Annotated in this window: 13 protein-coding genes; 6 read left to right on the top strand and 7 right to left on the bottom strand. The window is 63.8% G+C overall.

Annotation, left to right across the window (positions count from 1 at the left end):
* Positions 1 to 352 precede the first annotated feature (352 nt).
* The 5 genes from IWX75_RS08520 to cysN all read left to right on the top strand — a co-directional run bounded on the left by IWX75_RS08520 (position 353) and on the right by cysN (position 6,088).
* On the top strand, positions 353 to 1,102 hold the full coding sequence (locus IWX75_RS08520) for a NeuD/PglB/VioB family sugar acetyltransferase (RefSeq protein ID WP_196821840.1): 750 nt from the start codon (positions 353 to 355) through the stop codon (positions 1,100 to 1,102).
* 556 nt (positions 1,103 to 1,658) lie between these two features.
* Positions 1,659 to 3,062 (top strand): sugar transferase, encoded by a 1,404-nt coding sequence (locus tag IWX75_RS08525; protein ID WP_334684209.1) that lies wholly within the window; start codon positions 1,659 to 1,661, stop codon positions 3,060 to 3,062.
* Positions 3,063 to 3,123: 61 nt separating this feature from the next.
* Positions 3,124 to 3,921 (top strand): 3'(2'),5'-bisphosphate nucleotidase CysQ, encoded by a 798-nt coding sequence (locus IWX75_RS08530; protein ID WP_196821842.1) that lies wholly within the window; start codon positions 3,124 to 3,126, stop codon positions 3,919 to 3,921.
* Positions 3,918 to 4,838 carry a sulfate adenylyltransferase subunit CysD gene (gene cysD, locus IWX75_RS08535; RefSeq protein ID WP_196821843.1) on the top strand — a complete coding sequence of 307 codons (921 nt, stop codon included), beginning with the start codon at positions 3,918 to 3,920 and terminating at the stop codon, positions 4,836 to 4,838. Before IWX75_RS08530 ends, cysD begins: the two co-directional genes overlap by 4 nt.
* Positions 4,838 to 6,088 carry a sulfate adenylyltransferase subunit CysN gene (gene cysN, locus IWX75_RS08540; RefSeq protein WP_196821844.1) on the top strand — a complete coding sequence of 417 codons (1,251 nt, stop codon included), beginning with the start codon at positions 4,838 to 4,840 and terminating at the stop codon, positions 6,086 to 6,088. Before cysD ends, cysN begins: the two co-directional genes overlap by 1 nt.
* A gap of 26 nt (positions 6,089 to 6,114) precedes the next feature.
* Here cysN and cysC read toward each other — a convergent pair whose 3' ends face one another.
* The 3 genes from cysC to IWX75_RS08555 all read right to left on the bottom strand — a co-directional run bounded on the left by cysC (position 6,115) and on the right by IWX75_RS08555 (position 9,358).
* The gene (cysC, locus tag IWX75_RS08545) at positions 6,115 to 7,410 is read right to left on the bottom strand and encodes an adenylyl-sulfate kinase (RefSeq protein WP_196821845.1); all 1,296 of its coding nucleotides are present in this window, start codon (positions 7,408 to 7,410) and stop codon (positions 6,115 to 6,117) included.
* A gap of 1 nt (position 7,411) precedes the next feature.
* A complete protein-coding gene (locus IWX75_RS08550; RefSeq protein WP_334684210.1) occupies positions 7,412 to 8,401 on the bottom strand; it encodes a sulfite exporter TauE/SafE family protein in 990 nt (329 codons plus the stop codon).
* A 96-nt stretch (positions 8,402 to 8,497) separates the two neighbouring features.
* Entirely contained in the window at positions 8,498 to 9,358 is an 861-nt protein-coding gene (locus IWX75_RS08555) for a sulfotransferase (RefSeq protein WP_196821847.1), read from the bottom strand.
* A gap of 201 nt (positions 9,359 to 9,559) precedes the next feature.
* Here IWX75_RS08555 and IWX75_RS08560 point away from each other — a divergent pair, with 201 nt between their 5' ends.
* Entirely contained in the window at positions 9,560 to 10,414 is an 855-nt protein-coding gene (locus tag IWX75_RS08560) for a sulfotransferase family protein (protein WP_196821848.1), read from the top strand.
* 5 nt (positions 10,415 to 10,419) lie between these two features.
* On the opposite strand, the gene IWX75_RS08565 is transcribed toward IWX75_RS08560, so the two are convergent.
* From IWX75_RS08565 to IWX75_RS08580, 4 genes are all read right to left on the bottom strand, one after another.
* Entirely contained in the window at positions 10,420 to 11,178 is a 759-nt protein-coding gene (locus IWX75_RS08565) for a hypothetical protein (RefSeq protein ID WP_196821849.1), read from the bottom strand.
* Positions 11,179 to 11,303: 125 nt separating this feature from the next.
* Entirely contained in the window at positions 11,304 to 12,872 is a 1,569-nt protein-coding gene (locus IWX75_RS08570; RefSeq protein ID WP_196821850.1) for a CBM96 family carbohydrate-binding protein, read from the bottom strand.
* 196 nt (positions 12,873 to 13,068) lie between these two features.
* Positions 13,069 to 14,661 (bottom strand): lipopolysaccharide biosynthesis protein, encoded by a 1,593-nt coding sequence (locus tag IWX75_RS08575; protein WP_196821851.1) that lies wholly within the window; start codon positions 14,659 to 14,661, stop codon positions 13,069 to 13,071.
* Positions 14,662 to 14,667: 6 nt separating this feature from the next.
* Entirely contained in the window at positions 14,668 to 16,278 is a 1,611-nt protein-coding gene (locus IWX75_RS08580; protein WP_196821852.1) for a hypothetical protein, read from the bottom strand.
* Positions 16,279 to 16,474: the final 196 nt, after the last annotated feature.

The raw sequence follows: 16,474 nt of genomic DNA on the forward strand, positions 1-16,474 counted from the left end.
GGGTAGTTCTACTTGCGAGCCGGTCAACCGGTACCTCCATCGAAAGAGTGAGTAGGCGCTCTCGGCCGACCCAGCAGGTCCTTCGAGTACGGAGCGCAGATACTGCTTTTTATCAGCGAATTCTGATTCCTCTCCGCGTAGCTCCGGATTCGAGTCGAGTACCTCCTACGCGTGTGCACCGGGCCTGCTTTTTCTACTGTTAGCAGATCGATTGGTACGGCTGGGTGAACGAATAGATCGAGTGGTCTCAAGCAAAAAATAAACGGGTGAAGTTCCGGCGACGATTAGCGTCGCTGCAATGACCTCACCTGAGCCACATCTCTTTCGCCCTCGACTGAAAAGAAGGCAAACTGTGGCTCCGCTTCTCCTCATCTCAGCCTGTGGCCTGGCCCGGGAAATCATCGCAATTATGCGTGAAACCAATTACCCGAATGAAGTGATCGGGATTCTCGACGACAACCCCGATTTCCAGGGCCGCGAATTGGACGGCGTACCCGTCGTCGGGAAGCTCGAGGCCGCCTCCCGTTACCCCAAGGCGAAGTTCCTTGTCTGCACAGGGGGGAGCGCTGGCCGCGAGAACGCTGTTCGGCGCCTGACCCGGGCAGGGATCACCGGCGACAGATATGTCAGTTTCATCGATCCGAGTGTCACTGTTCCTGCCGGATCCCACATCGGTGACGGAAGCATCGTCCTTGCCAATGTGGTGATGACGACTGCGGTTACGGTCGGCGATCACGCCGTGGTGATGCCCCGTGTGGCGCTGGCATATGACAACGTGATCGGTGATTTCGCTATCCTGGCGGCCGGAGCGGCACTCGGCGGGCAGGTGACAGTGGGCTCCGGGGCATATCTGGGAATGAATTCGAGTATCCGTCGGGGAGTTTCGGTCGGGTCCCGTTCAAGTATCGGGTTGGGAGCTGCGGTACTGGAAGACGTCCCAGCAGGTGAGAAGTGGGGCGGCGTGCCGGCCGCCCCGCTGTCCGTTCGCCCCGTCCGGACGGCGGCGGGGGACTCGAGCCCTGGACACACGGCCAGCGCGCGCACCCCAAGATCGGCATTCGAACGGTTGACGTTGTCCGCCAGCCTCCTGGCTCTGCAGTGAAGACCTACCTCTGGGAGGCGGGGAGCCAGCGCCCGCCCCTCCTGCGTTCGGATACGTCGACGTGTTCCGGGGAACCAGCTGGTCAATGCATCAACCAACAAATACTCTCGGGTGTTTTCCGCACGGATAGCTCGTGTGCGGAGAATGCACCGTTCCTTCGGCCCGTAGGACGCTTTTCCACCGGGGGGGCCAGGGAATTCGGCTTTCCAGTGGTCGATTCTTCTCCACCCGTGATTCACCCGCACATGCCGCGGAAACAATGCTGGAAAGCCATTGCGCAGAGTTGCGGCAGAAGCCGCGGGACGCGGCTGCCGGCGTGGGAAAAGATGCCGGCCGAAGGACCGAATGGAAGGGGACCCGGGCGATGTACTCGATAGGACAACCCGTCCAGCTGAAAGGTTTTCGCCGGTTACTCAATTCGGTGGGTGCCCGTCCAACGGTCGAGCAACGGCGCTACCGGACGAGTTTCGCGCCGACCGTCCGACCAGCGTCGACCACCAGTCCGGCGTCGGATGCCGCTCAGGTCATCACTGCAGCGCCTGGTGCAGGCTCTGCAGTGGAATGGGCGCACGGCTACAGGGTGAAGCTGAGGCTGACCGACACGATCGTCGTGGTCGGCACGGTGGGCATCACCTCCGCCCTGGTCTCCACTGCCATCCAGCTGCCGACGGGCAGGCTAGGGCTGGTCAGTGCGGGAATTGCGGCAGTATGGCTGCTCGCCCTCTGCCTCGGAAAAACGAGGGACCCACGTCTGATGGGTGTGGGTGCCGGCGAGTACAAAAAGGTGGTCAACGCCAGTGCCGGCGCCTTCGGATGGCTCGCGGTGATATTCCTCATCAACCAGGCACAGGGTTTTGCCGTGCTGTTCCTGCTGACCATGCCTGCCGGAACGGTCGCCTTGCTCTCCGGACGATGGGCCTGGAGGTTCTGGTTGACACGTCAGCGGGAACAGGGTCACTACCTCTCAAGAGTGCTCGTCATCGGGCGGTATGAGGACGTCGACTACGTTGTCGACCAGATCGAGAAGAAATCAGGGGCGGTATACGAGGTTGTCGGGGCGGCCCTTGAAGATCCGGAAGTCGCGATCGACCAGTCGATCGGCCGCAGCAGGATTCCCCTTGTCTCCAGCCTCGATGACGTGCCTGAGGCAGTGAAGAATTACGGTGCGGATGCCGTGGTCGTCGCGGGCCAGCTGTCCAGGGGAAGCCAGTACTTGCGGGAACTGGGGTGGCAATTGGAGGAGAGTTCCGTCGAACTGGTCGTCGCACTGGCCCTCACCAACGTTGCCGGTCCCCGTGTCCAGATGCGCCCCGTCGAAGGGCTTCCGCTGATGCATGTCGATCTGCCGCAGTTCGAGGGCTACCGCCATGTACTGAAGCGCGTCGTCGATATCGCTGTCTCCGGCTGCGCGCTGCTGGTCCTGCTCCCGGTCTTCGCTGTCCTCGCTGCAGTCATCCGGCGGGACTCCCCGGGGCCCGCTTTCTTCTGTCAGGAGCGCATCTGCCGGGACGGCCGGACGTTCCGGATGTTCAAACTGCGCTCCATGGTGGAAACCGCAGAGGAAGAGCTGGAGCAACTGCTGACGCTGAATGAGGGCAGCGGCCCGCTGTTCAAAATGCACAACGACCCAAGGATCACCAACGCCGGGGTGTGGCTCCGCAGATACTCCCTTGACGAGTTGCCGCAGTTCATCAATGTCTTCAAGGGGCAGATGTCCCTCGTCGGTCCGCGGCCCCCACTTCCCTCCGAGGTAGCGGGATACGAAGGTGCCACGCGCCGCCGGCTCTACATCAAGCCGGGTCTCACAGGGCTCTGGCAGATCAACGGACGCTCGAACCTCACGTGGGAGGAGAGTGTCCGCCTCGACCTCTACTACGTCGAGAACTGGTCGCTGACCGGCGACGTCATGATCATGTGGCGCACCCTCAAGGTGATGGTGAGACCCTCCGGTGCCTACTGAATCGGGCAGTCACACCGAAAACGTTCGAGCCTTGCCGATCAATTCGAACCTGGAGGATCAGATGAAAATAGGCCAGCAGCGGCTCGGGGATTTCACCGACGACTTGACGGTCGCCGTCCGCACCGCGTCCGAAGCCGGGCGGATGCTGTTGAAGCTCCAATCCCTGTGGCTGAGCCGCGGGCTGCCGGCTGACGTCGTCAAGCAGGAAGGAGACGGGCAGTCCCAGGACCTTATCTCCAGGACCCTCAGCCAGCGCAGGCCCCTGGACTGCGTGCTGTCCGAGGAGGCAACGGACAGCACCGCGCGGCTAGGCGCCGACAGGGTCTGGATTGTCGACCCCCTCGACGGGACCCGGGAATTCTCGGAAGGGCGCACCGATTGGGCAGTCCATGTTGCTTTATGGGAGAGGTCGGAGCTCGTTGCTGCGGCAGTTGCCCTGCCGGGGCTCGGAATGGTTCTCCACAGCGGAGAGGATCCGACGATCCGGACCGGCCCCATCCGGACCATCCGGATTGCTGTCTCGCGGAGCAGGGCGCCTCACCTCGTGACGGAGGTGGCCGAGCACCTGCAGGCAGACCTGCGGCCCATGGGCTCCGCTGGTTACAAGGTAGCGGCAGTGATCAGGGGTGAAGCCGACGCATATATCCACGCCGGAGGCCAGTACGAGTGGGACTCCGCCGCACCGGTCGCCGTCGCGCTCAGCCGGGGCCTGCATGCCAGCCGGATTGACGGCTCCGAGCTGGTGTACAACCAGAAAGACCCGTATCTGCCGGACCTGCTGGTCTGCCGACCAGAACTGGCGGAACAACTACTTACCACCATCGATACCGTGCAGCAGGGAAGGATGTGTCACCAATGAGCCAGAGCAATGGGGGACCGCACTACAACCTCAGTCAGACGAAAATTCTCGAATCCGAGGCGATTTACGTCATCCGAGAGGTCGTTGCCGAGCTGGAACACCCCGCACTGATGTTTTCCGGGGGCAAGGACTCCATCGTCATGCTCCACCTGGCGGTGAAGGCTTTCGCGCCCGCACCGGTTCCCTTTCCCGTGGTTCACATCGACACCGGTCATAACTTCGACGAGGTTCTCGCCTTCCGCGACGTGACCGTGCGGCAGCTCGGCGTGAACCTTGTCGTCGGGTCGGTCCAGGATGCAATCAACCGAGGGACGGTGCAGGAGGAGCCGAACGGATCCCGCAACAGGATCCAGACCCCGGTTCTGTTGGAGACTGCGGAGAAGTACGGATTCAACGCCCTGATGGGCGGTGCCCGCCGGGACGAGGAGAAGGCCCGCGCAAAAGAGCGGGTGTTCTCCTTCCGGGACGAGTTCGGACAGTGGGACCCGAAGAACCAGCGCCCCGAGTTGTGGGGCCTCTACAACACGAAGGTCCACCTGGGGGAAAGTATCCGGGTGTTCCCGATCTCCAACTGGACCGAACTCGACATCTGGAGCTATATCGCCAACGAGGGTATCGAGGTGCCGTCGATCTATTATGCCCACGAGCGTGAGGTCTTCGAGCGGAACGGAATGGTCTTCGGTGTGCACCGTTTCTGCCAGCCCCGCGCCGACGAGCCCACTTCGATCGAAACCGTGCGTTACCGGACGGTGGGAGACGCGAGCCTCACAGCAGCAGTCCGATCCACCGCAGCGACCGCGGAGGACATCATTGCCGAAGTCGGGGCAACCCGCATCACGGAGCGCGGCGCCACAAGGGGCGACGACCAGGTCAGCGAAGCAGCCATGGAAGACCGCAAGAAGGAAGGATACTTTTAATGGATCTCTTACGTTTCGCCACAGCGGGGTCGGTCGACGACGGCAAAAGCACCCTGATCGGTCGTCTCCTCTACGATTCCAAGTCGATATTCTCGGATCAGCTCGAAGCGATCGAGCGCACCAGCAGGGAGCGCGGTGACGAATACACCGACCTGGCTCTCCTGACGGACGGGTTGCGGGCGGAGCGGGAACAGGGCATCACGATCGATGTCGCGTACCGGTATTTCGCCACTCCGAAGCGCAAATTCATCATCGCGGATACGCCCGGGCACATCCAGTACACGCGGAACATGGTGACCGGTGCGTCAACCGCTGACGTGGCAATCGTCCTGGTTGACGCACGCAAGGGACTTGTCGAGCAGAGTAGGCGCCACGCATTCCTGGTGTCGCTCCTACAGGTTCCCCACTTGGTCCTCGCCGTCAACAAAATGGATCTGGTCGACTGGTCCCAGGAGATCTATGAGGAGATCAGGACCGAATTCGTGGAATTCGCGGCCAAGCTCGACATCGCCGACCTCACCATCATTCCTGTGTCGGCGCTGAATGGGGACAATGTCGTTACGAGGTCCGAGAACATGCCCTGGTACGAGGGCCCGTCCCTGATGCACCACCTCGAGAACGTGCACATCGCAAGCGACCGAAACCTGGTGGACGTGCGATTCCCCGTTCAATACGTCATTCGTCCCCATCAGAACCAGCACCATGACTACCGGGGCTACGCCGGCCAGGTGGCCGGGGGAGTGATGCGCCCGGGCGACGACGTCGTCGTGCTTCCCAGCGGGCTGCCGTCCAGGATCCTCTCCATAGACACAGCGGACGGGCCAGTGGACGAAGCGTTCGCGCCGATGTCCGTGACAATCCGACTGGAGGACGAGCTCGATGTGTCGAGGGGCGACATGATCTGTCGTCCCCATAACCAGCCGGCCACCTCACAGGACATCGACGCGATGATCTGCTGGATGAGCGAAAAGCCCCTCGCCGCCGGCCAGAAACTGGCCATCAAACACACGACCCGGAACGCGAAGGCGCTGGTGAAGGAGTTGCAGTACGAGCTCAACATCAACAGCCTTCACAGGAACTCCGAGGCATCGAGTCTCAAGCTCAATGAGATCGGGCGGGTGAGGCTCCGAACCACATCTCCGCTCCTCGTCGACGAATACCGCCGTAACCGACAGACCGGCGGGTTCATTCTCATCGACGAACGGACCAACAGTACCGTTGGTGCGGGCATGATCGTCGGAGCGGATTAGCACGCCGCCGGCGAACCGCCGGCGCATCACACCTGCTGCTCGGGAATCCTCCCGAGCAGCAGGTCGAGAACCTGCTCGACGCCTTCCTCGATTCCGGTATCGGCCGTGTCGATAGTGCAGTCGGCATCCAACGGGATCTCATAGGGCGAATCAATACCGGTGAAATCAGGAATAAGGCCGGCGCGGGCTTTTGCATACAGCCCTTTCCGGTCCCGTGATTCACAAACGCCCAATGGGGTGGAAACATGCACCAGAGTGAATCCCCCGACCCTTGTCGCCATTTCGCGGACCTGCTGCCGCGTTTCCTCGAAAGGGGCAATCGGGGCACACACAGCAATTCCCCCTGTCTTTGATATCAGCGCGGCTATCCAACCGATCCGACGCACATTCATTTCGCGGTCGGCACGCGAGAAGCCCAACCCCGCGGAGATCATCTGACGTACCGCATCGCCGTCGAGCAGCGTGGTTTCGCGCTCATCGAGCATCCGGAGGCGTTGGACGAGTTCGCGTGCGATGGTCGACTTCCCCGATCCGGACAACCCGGTGAAGAACACGACACGTCCCGCTCCTGGCCGGGGCGCACCTGGCGCGTCGCCCAGTCGACCGGCGGAATCTGCACCGAAATCGAGAATGGTCTCGGACCCCAACCTTCGCAGGACGTGCGCGCGCAGCACCGCCGCAGCATTTGCTGTGCCGTCATCAGGCGGAGCGAGCACGAGGACGCGGACGGATGCACCTTTCACTCGCGCAGCGCAGCGCTCCAGGCTGCCCAGCAGGTCCCGGAAGGATGCCGTTTCCGTCTCCGCTCCCGTTACTGCAGCAAGGAGGACAAGCCCGGCGGCCGCAGTTGACGCAGCAGTGACGGCCTCCGCGATGTCCTCCGGCCGGGGGAGCGCATCGAACACGGCAACGACTGTGCTGGTCCCACCCGTCGGTAGGCCCAGACCCGTACGAAGGGCAAATGCCGATGTCAGGCGCAGGTGCCGGGCGGGCGGGTGCTCGGCGGGCTGCATGGCCGTCAGCGAGCCCGCCACCCAGCGTCGTGCGCCGATAGCGGGCCCCAGGTCATCGAGCGCCAGGGCTGCCAGGGGTGTCCCGTCGGAATCGGCGAGGAGGAGCGAGCCCTGATGCGCTGCACGGTCCGCTATACCCTCGGGTACCGAGAGGGAGAACGCGTGGGGCCAGCCCGCTGGTGGCGTCCCGGGAAGGCAGTAGCCGGTGGCCGGTGCATAGAGGCCGCCCAGAAGAAGCTCGAGTTCGTCAAGAGCTCGCGGTGCCAGCTGGAATACCGGAGTATGCAGTGAATCCTGCCAGGTACTCACCTCAGCGGTTTCCGTGCAAGTCGGGGGTGGCACCGGCATCAACGGCGGCCAGCGCGCGCTCCTGCTCCGCGACGCGTTGTTTCTTCTCCGTCCATACCAGGGCAGCAAAGCCGTGACGGCGCCGGATATACATCCACAGCACCGGGGCGGTGAAGAGGGCTGAGGCAAGGACGACGCCGGTCGTCAGGTTGTCAGCGCCCAGCATCTTGAGGGCGGAGGCAAGCAGGACGAACGCGAGCGCACGCCTGACGAAGCCGCCGCTCAGCCGTGAGGACATCTGTGCCCCGAGGTAGACACCAGGGATGCTACCCACGATCAGTGGCAGGGTGATCCCGAGGTCCAGGGATCCGAAAAGCATGTGGCCTATTGCCGCGGCGACGACAAGCGGCACTGCCTGGACGAGGTCGGTGCCCACAAGCTGGCTCGCTTTCAGGCCCGGGTAGATCATCATGAGACCGATGATGATGATGGAGCCGGAACCAACGGAGGTGATTCCCACGATCAGGCCTCCTACAATGCCGAGGAGGAGGGTCGGAAGAATTCTCGTCGTGACGGCGGGGCGGTCCTGGGGCAGTTTTGCTCCTGCACCGCTGCGCGTCCGCGCCCGTTCCACGAGCCGCACGTAAGCCCTGGCCACGAGGAGGACCGCTGTGATCATCAGCGCGACACCCAGCGCGAATTTGATCGTCGACTGCACGTTTGCATCATCACCCAGGCTCTTGAGGATTAAAACTCCGCAGAAGGCAGACGGTACTGAGCCGATTGCAAGCCACTTGACGAGGTGCAGGTTGACCGTCCGGCGTTTCAGGTGGACGGCGGATCCAACCGGTTTCATCACAGCGCTCGCCACAAGGTCGCTCGATACGGCAGTGAGCGGCGGGACATTGAAGAACAACACCAGAATGGGGGTCATGAGCGCCCCTCCGCCCATGCCGGTAAGGCCGACTACAATTCCCACTCCGAATGCCGCTACCGCCATTGTCCAGTCCATAAGGGCAGATTATTCCATAGCAATCCCCAATTGGACAGGATCGGGAATCGAATTATGCTCGGCCCCGGTCGGCATTGAGAAACTTCCCGAACGGCTTCAGCTCATTTCGATTTTTCCGGCTGCTAGTTTCCTGATTGTCGGACCCGCAATTGAATCGATGGCATTGAGGTCGGATGCCGAAATTCGGGTTCGCCACCCTTTCGCGACTTCAGCCGGTTGCCGGTCGAAATCGTGGAGGTCGGTCCGTGCCGGCCGTTCTTCGATCGGGGTCATTGCAGTTTCTGTTTCCGGGACCCGCCGTGTCCGTTTCAGGCCGCACATACCGGCAAGCTTCTGAAGGGCCTGGGGACCGCCGACACTGAGCTCCTCATGGGACACGATCAAGGCACCGGGATGGTCCGCCAGGTCGGCGAGTGCCCGTTCGTAGAGGAACGACCAGAAAACGGCCATTGCCTCGGCGCCGCCCGGGTCAACCGGCGGCGGGCGGAGCGAGGGTGAAATGTTCCTCACCTCTGCGAGGTCGGGGGTCCAGCCCATCCGCCTGTAACTCGTCAGGACGGCTCCCGGATGCCGATAGATGAGGACCGGAAGGGCGCCGGTTGTCGCAATGATCGCCGGGATCGAGAGCATGGCGAAGGGATCCTTCATGATCATCCTGGTCCAGGGCAAGGGAGCAGCCCACTGCCGATGACCGTACCTGCTGTACACGAACAGGTTTCGCCCCTGGTAAGCGGAGCGAAGCAGCCTTTCCTGACGCGGACTGGGACTGTGCAGCGCGGTCCATCCCGTCAGGGTGCCTCCCAGACCATACTGCGAACCCCTCGGGTTCATGGGTTCACGTCCAGCGAGGGCAGTGCCGCCCGAGCGCGCGAGCTCCCGCGCGAGCCAGGTCGTTCCCGACCGGGGCGCGCCGGTGACGAGGATGGCGGGCCGGAAGGCATTCTGGTAGTTCGGCACGGCCTGTGGCCTTTCATTCGGGAGCCCCTGAGACGGGAGGCGCAATCAGGCTGATCGTATGTCGGGACCGGTCGGTGTGCAACGGTTCCCCATGGCCCGGACCGCGATGAGGTGTTGATCCGTGTCCCTTCGCCTGTTGATGTGGTTGGAATGGGTAGCATCGACCCTGTTGGCAGTTTTTGAGGACATCGAGGGGGACCTGTGGACGGCATCGACTTCAAGGCAATCGGGAGGCGCGCCGCCCGGAAGATGTTGACCCGAGTCGGGCAACTAGGCGCCGGTGGACGGATGAGGCCGGGCTTCCTGATCGCCGGGGCGCAACGCTGTGGAACGACCAGTCTCTTCCGCATGCTCGCCGAACACCCCGATGTCCGTCCACCTGCGATCACCAAGGGGGTTCACTACTTCGACACGGCGGACAAATTCCGGCGGGGTCCGGACTTCTACGCGGCCCATTTCCCGCGGAACGAACCCGACCGGGGCCGGAGGATCCTCACCGGTGAGGCAAGTCCCTACTATCTGTTCCACCCCCTTGCTGCTTCGCGGATCGCCGCCGAACTCCCTGACGCCAAGGTCGTCGTCCTCCTGAGGGATCCTGTGGAGCGGGCCTACTCTGCCTTCAAACAGGAGTCCGGGCGGGGGTTCGAGACTCTCTCCTTCGAAGCCGCGCTGGAAGCTGAAGCCGGGCGGCTGGCCGGTGAGCAGGAGCGCATCGTTAATGACCCGCTGTACCAGTCCTTCGCTCACCAGCACCATGCCTATGTCGCCCGGGGGCAGTACGCCGGCCAATTGGAGAGGATGTACGCCGCGATGGGCAGGGACCGGGTATTGGTCCTCGATGCTGACAGGTTCCTTGCCCCGGAGCTGCCCCAGTGGGACGAGCTCACGGACTTCCTCGGGCTGTCCAGCTGGAGGCCGGCTGCGCAGATCCGCGTGAACTCGAGGCCGGGGAATCCGATGCCCGAGGCTGTCCGCAGTCTCCTTGGCGGGCAGTTCGGGGAATCCGACGCCCGGCTGCCTCAGCTCGTCGGATTCACGCCGTCATGGATTGGCTGAAACGCCTACCATTTCCACTCCCAGCCGTACGAACCTTCCGCTCCACCGACGGCGAAGCTTGCCTCGCCGGATCCTTGCGGCACGTCGAGAATCACGAGTCCGTCAACTGAGTCGCCGGGTTCGATCGGACTGGGCAGAAGCTCCGTAGCCGCCACACAACCGGCAGAGTTGCCCACCGGATCCGCTACCGGCGTGCCACTGCCGTCCCACGCCTTGAAATCCCGAGCCGTCATGGCGAAGTAGGGTTGCCCGGACTCGGTCAGTTCGGAGGTGGCCGAGACGCTGAACCGTATTGCGACGAACTGGCCGTTGACGCTGGTACGAGGGACATCACACTCGAATGCTGTCTGGATCTGCTCGGCTTCGAAGTCAGCGAACTCACCGCCGTCGTCAGCGGCGAAGACACTCGCCTCACCGACGACGGCGGGGATGTTTCCCCTGTCATTGAGGGTCAGGGATTCCAGCGGATCCGCAGTGGCCTGTGACGTCGGGTCCACGCTTGGAGATTCGGTCGAGGTCGGACTCCCGGCCTCCGGACCTGGTTCGGTCGGATCCGACGCTCCCGGATCTGCTGCGGCTTCGGACGGTGCAACCGCTTCGGACGGTGCAACCGCCTCGGACGGTGCAACCGCCTCCGGCGTTGCCGATGCAGGGGCCGCGGGTTCGCTGGCGGCCACCGAGGTTCCATTGCCTGCCTCGCCTTCCGTTTGATCGGGCTGGGGCACGCAGGCGGTGAGAACGGCGGCGAAAGCTAGGATGCACATAAGGGGCACGCGTCGGGTCATGGCCGGTCTTTCAGGTATGGACACTCCAGGGCCAGTCCCCTGAGTGGATTGACACATCGTAGCCGAGCCGATTGCCGTGAGATAGACCGTCTCACGCCCCGCCGTCAGCGGTCGAGGTAGTAGGCCCTGGGTGCCGTCAGTTCGTCGATCTGCACGAAGTCCCTGAACGCTTCGAGCGTGCCCGGCGCTGAATCTATTCGCGTCTTTCCGACGAACCTCGGCGACCCGTCAGCAGCGATTCCCGAGGAGTTCCAGTAGACGAGTGCCTTGATCTTGGGGTGGTTCTTCAGCTGCTCTTCGGCCGTCCGGAAGAAATCCGTTTTATGGTTCGGGTACTCCGGCTTCTCATCGACGCCCCATTCGGCGAACATCTGTGGCTTGTTTGGATGGTTCTCCGCTGCCCAGTTGTAGAAGCCGGGCCACGCGCCACCCGTCGTCCTGTTGGCGAGCCCGTCGAAGTCGGTGAGCCATACGGGGGGAGCGCCGAAGGCGTACGGATCCTGTGCGATCCAGTCCACGACGTCGTCACCGGGGTAGAGATCCTCGAACCAGGACGTTTCCCCCCATTTCTGGATGCCGATGTAATTCATCACCACCACGGCGTTCCCCACGCCGTTGCTGCGCAGGACCTGCACTGTGTGCCGGGCGAATTCCCGGTAGTCGTCCGCGGTCTGGCCGGAGCCGGGCTGCGGGTTGACCTCGTCTTCCATCTCGGCATTGAGGGACAGGAAGAACGGTTCGTCGGCCGTTGTCTTCATATGTTCCGCGAGGTCGATGAGGTAGTCATCCGCCGCCCCATCCGCCACCTGGCGCCACGTCAGGCCGGTAGGTTTCCAGTTGTAGAAGAGGATCCGGTTCTTCCCTGGTTCGTCCTGGCGGTTGAGCTCGACCGCGTTCGGAAACATCGCGCTCTGCCCACGCTTGTAATAATGCGCGATGTCCATGGTTCTGCCGGCCTGTGCTTCGAAGTTCCCCAGCGCGGCGTCCCAGCTCTCGCCGGCGAGGGGATTTGCCGAGGCGCCGAACCAAGCCCCGCAGGAGGGCACGAGGATCACTGACACCTCGCACGTGCCGGAGGGGGAAGTCGGAGAAGGGGCCGGTGATGCGGGCGGTGTCGAGACGGGCGGTGTCGAGACGGGAGGTGCGCCACTCCCGCCCAGCGGAGCAAGTTCGGGCCCACTCGTGGCTGAATTCTCCCTCGACGCGATTCGGCTGATCCCTTCGTCGTCCCGTGAGAGGGCGAGCGAGATCGTCCCGTTCTCGGAACGAACGCCGGACAGCGGAATGGTGATGGTCTGTTTTCCTTCCACCACGGCAGCAGTGCCGACGATCCTTCCCGCGGCCGGGGCGTTGCCGGCGGTGATATCCGTCTCCGACCACTCCGGGCCGACCGAGCGCACACTGATCTCACCGCTGGTGCCACCGGTGAACGTGAGCGTCAGCCCTAACGCTGTACTGGCACTGCCGGGCCGCGAATCAGCGAAGGTCAGGTACCCGGTCTTCTCGTCCTTTCCGTCCCTGCCCACAGCGATTTTGGGGGACGTTCCCCTGTTGGCCTCGGGAAGGCTCGACACTGTGTATGAATCAGCAACATTCGTCAGGGACGGTCCTGCCTGTGCGGCTGGCACCGTGGTCAACGCGGCGACCACGGCCACTGCGCCGGCTGCAGCCATGCAAACGTCAGCGCCTCGGCGCCGCGGCTGCCGACTTCTGGTCGATAGGTGCAGTGCAGGCATTGAGGAGGCTCCGTTTCGGCTGCCAACTTGTCACCCCGCAGGCAAGTCGAATTGGCGTTGTGGATGAGACCTGTTGTCAGACTGTAATCGACGGGTTGCGGTCCTGCAATGAAGGGCAGGAGAGCCGTTCCCGTTACCGGGTGGCGGCGCCGGAGCCGGAAGGCAGGATATGTCGACGACACAGCCAGGCGACCGTGCCATAGACAAGAACGGCTCCTAGCAGGACAACAAGCTCGATGACGGCTTGAGCGCCGAAGTTGTGGGCGATGAACGGTGCCACCCCGAAGAGCAGGACCACAAGCCCGGCCAGGAGGGACGAGGGCAGCGTCATGGACGTGATTCCGAGGGACCCGCGGACCTGACAGTAGGCGAGGATATTCCTGGTGACGATGGCACACGCCCAGGCAACCGCTGCGCCCGTGAAGCCGAGGGCTGGAATCAGCAAAAGGCACAGAGCGACGTCGATGACGAGGGCGGCAGTGGTGTTGATAAGGGAAAGGCTGCTGCGGCCGGCCATGAGCAGCAGGACGTCGAGCGGCCCGATTGCTGTAGCGAAAAGCATCGCTGCGGCGAGTATGCGTAGGCTCGTCGCCCCGTCCTCGTAGCCGGCGCCGAACACCAGTTCGAGCAGGACTTCGGCATAGACGAGTATCAGCAGGTAGATGGGCCACGCCAGCAAAATTATCCAGAGTGTCAGCCTCCGGGTCACCATACCGGCATCCGCCCGCTTGCCTTTGGCGAGAAGACGCGCGAGCTGGGGTTCGCTCACCTGCTGGAGGGCACTTGATGCAAGCTGGCCCAGAACCAGGAAACGGGTCACCGCGGTATAGACGGCGCCCGCGGCGGGGCCGGCGAGGATGGTCACGATAGCGATGTCGGCCCGCTGGATCATGACCTGGGCGAGCCGCGAAAATCCGCGCGGAACGGTGAAGCGCCAGAATTCGGCGGTCATCGTTCTGCGCTCCGCTGCCTTCGTCCCGGAAGTGGTGCTGAGGATGCCGGGGTTGGCACGCAGGATGCGCCCCAGTGCGATGACGGCTGCTCCGAGACCCACGGCATAGGGAGCAACCCATGCCGCGGCGAGGAAACCCGGCGCCAGGCCGGCCGCGCCGACTGCCAGGATGCACCCCAGCTGCAGGATGGGCCGGAGGATCCGCTCAAGAAGGATGGTGGGAAGCATCCGGGCCGTTCCCCGGGTGATCGCGAGAACCAGTTCGTACGCCGCGGCAACCGGCAGCGCGCAGGCGAAGACAACAATCATGGACCGGGTGGACGCTGCGGATTCCTCGCCGAGGAGTGTTGCCAGCGGATGCGAAACCAGAACACCGAGGGCAGCGACGACAGAACCCGCAGCGGCGGCGGTCCCGAAGCCGATGACTACGAGGTGGCGGTTCTTCGCCGCATCCCCCCGGGCAGTGTTCCACGCGATGAACCGCACGAGCCCCTGATCGACTCCCAGCTGCGCCAGCGCCAGGCTGATAAGGAATATCGACGAGACAGCGAACAGGGCACCGGCGGTTCCTGGATCCCAGCTCCGGGTCACCACGACGATGAGGAGGAAATTCACCGCGGCCGACAGTGCGGCACCCGCAAGGTTCGCGCTTCCGGCTTTCGCGATGCGCCGTATTGCCCGTCCGCCGTCGCCGTGGTGCTTCCCCGCCGGGCCGGGAAGCGACGACCTTCCGCCCCTTATCGCTGCATCAGTGTCTGGAGGGGATTCAGCCATCGGCGCTCACGCGCGCGACGAATCGGCCAGGCGGGTGTCGTCGACCGGATCGGCCCGGCGGGCCGCGCGGACATCTCCGCGGGTGGCGGTGAATACTGGCGCACCATCCGACCACGCCGGGCTGCTACCCGTTTGGGAGCGCTGCGGGCGGCGCAGGAGGACCGCTCCGGCCAACGTCGCGTGTTCCTGATCGAGGAGGGCCAGGGCCGAGGCGACGATCGTCGATTCGGTGGTGTTCTCTGGGATGACGAGAAGCACTTCACTACTCAGCCTGGCCAGCGCCGCCCCGCCTGCACTGTGCACGTCCGGCCCGGCAACCAGGACCAGCCTGCCCCCCGCTGCAAGCTGTTCCAGGAGGCTCGCGAATGCAGGGGTCTGGGCGAGCGCTGGAAAGCGGGTTGGGCTGGTGCCCAACCCGAGAACGGACAAATGATCCGTGACCGGTCGAAGGAGCTGCCCGGCAGCGGGGAGGGGATGGTCCCCGCGCAGGATGTCGGTGAGGCCGGCAGGTGTCTTTCCTGCCGCGCCGGATGCGTGTTCGGCAGCTATGACGAGAACCGCCGGCATGCCCGCTTCCTCGACCGCCTCGGCCAGCCCGGCCGCAACCTGCCAGGTCGCGGTGCGGGGGGAAACGCCGCCGACCAGCACCACGCCCCCGGGCTGGGTGAGCGAGCGCTGCAGCATGTTCTTCAGCCGGCGGTAATCCTCCCGCGCGGGGTCTTCCGCCATCGGGTGCCACGAAGGGACGCTGCCGAGCGCTGGATGTGCGCCTGCGGCTGCGACATCGGCCGTGTCCCTGATCCGTGCGTCCAGGTGCTCCCGCGTAAGGGCGAGGATCAGTCCGAGGATCAGGAACAGCCCCAGAATCGCCGGTACGACGACAACAGGGCTGACGCCGTTCTGCTCAGTGGGAAATCCTGCCGGGCTGATGATGTCGCCGGGCAGGTTCGAGGTTGCATCGGCGCCGGCCTGGTCCAGTTTCACCTGGGCGAGCTGGTTCGCGTACAGTGCCACGCGCTGTTCGAGGTCCAGCACTTCGGTCGTGGCATCCGGGTTGTCCCGGATAACGGCGAGCCGGGTGTAGGCCTGCTCGATCAGCGTGGTGATCGATTCCTGCTGCTGGCTCCGGAGATCGGTCTGCGCTTCGGTGACCCGGGTGGCCCGGTCGCCGCGGTACTGGAGGTAGGCTTCGGCCAGGTCCTGCGATCCCGCCTGTGCGAGTTCGGGTGTCGGTGCCGTGTAGGTGATGTGGACAACCTGCGAGTTGGAGGGAACCTGGGTGACGATCCCGTTCCTCATGTCCTCACCCTGGGTCCGGTCCTCCGCAGCGGCGAGACCCTGCGCAATATCGATCACTGCCCCTGTGTAGACGAGGCCTGCCTCGGTGGTGAGCGCTGCGAGCTGCTCGGGCCGCGAGGAAGGGGTGGCGGGCGAGTAGGGATTTCCCGCGAGCGGCTCGAGGAAAACGATGCTTGTCGAGGAGTAGGTATCTTCCCTCAGGGCCGTATAAGTGCCGGCGGCCAGCGCTCCGAGAAGAAGTGCGGCGACGAGTATTCGCCAGCGGCGGGTGATCGACCGGGTGAGGAACGCGGACCGGGCACTCGGATCACTCCACATAACACTCCCCCAACAGTGCAGCCCCCAGGCCGCGACATGGCTTCCGTCCGCTCATTCTGGCACAGCGATCGCCTGGTGGATACCAAGCCGGGCCCCGATGACGATGCACCAGGTGCGCCCCCGACCGTCCATCTGGTTGCACCGCCGCATGGACGCCGATCTATTGACAGGGGTGGCACACTCGGAAGGTACATCC

Source organism: Arthrobacter sp. CAN_A6, from assembly GCF_015751715.1.
Taxonomy (GTDB): Bacteria; Actinomycetota; Actinomycetes; order Actinomycetales; family Micrococcaceae; genus Arthrobacter_D.

Excerpts from the sequence above, each read along its gene's own strand:
- IWX75_RS08530 (WP_196821842.1), top strand. The coding sequence starts at position 3,124 with ATGAAAATAGGCCAGCAGCGGCTCGGGGATTTCACCGACGACTTGACG.
- cysD (WP_196821843.1), top strand. The coding sequence starts at position 3,918 with ATGAGCCAGAGCAATGGGGGACCGCACTACAACCTCAGTCAGACGAAA.
- cysN (WP_196821844.1), top strand. The coding sequence starts at position 4,838 with ATGGATCTCTTACGTTTCGCCACAGCGGGGTCGGTCGACGACGGCAAA.
- IWX75_RS08550 (WP_334684210.1), bottom strand. The coding sequence starts at position 8,401 with ATGGACTGGACAATGGCGGTAGCGGCATTCGGAGTGGGAATTGTAGTC.
- IWX75_RS08565 (WP_196821849.1), bottom strand. The coding sequence starts at position 11,178 with ATGTGCATCCTAGCTTTCGCCGCCGTTCTCACCGCCTGCGTGCCCCAG.
- IWX75_RS08570 (WP_196821850.1), bottom strand. The coding sequence starts at position 12,872 with ATGGCTGCAGCCGGCGCAGTGGCCGTGGTCGCCGCGTTGACCACGGTG.
- IWX75_RS08575 (WP_196821851.1), bottom strand. The coding sequence starts at position 14,661 with ATGGCTGAATCCCCTCCAGACACTGATGCAGCGATAAGGGGCGGAAGG.
- IWX75_RS08580 (WP_196821852.1), bottom strand. The coding sequence starts at position 16,278 with ATGTGGAGTGATCCGAGTGCCCGGTCCGCGTTCCTCACCCGGTCGATC.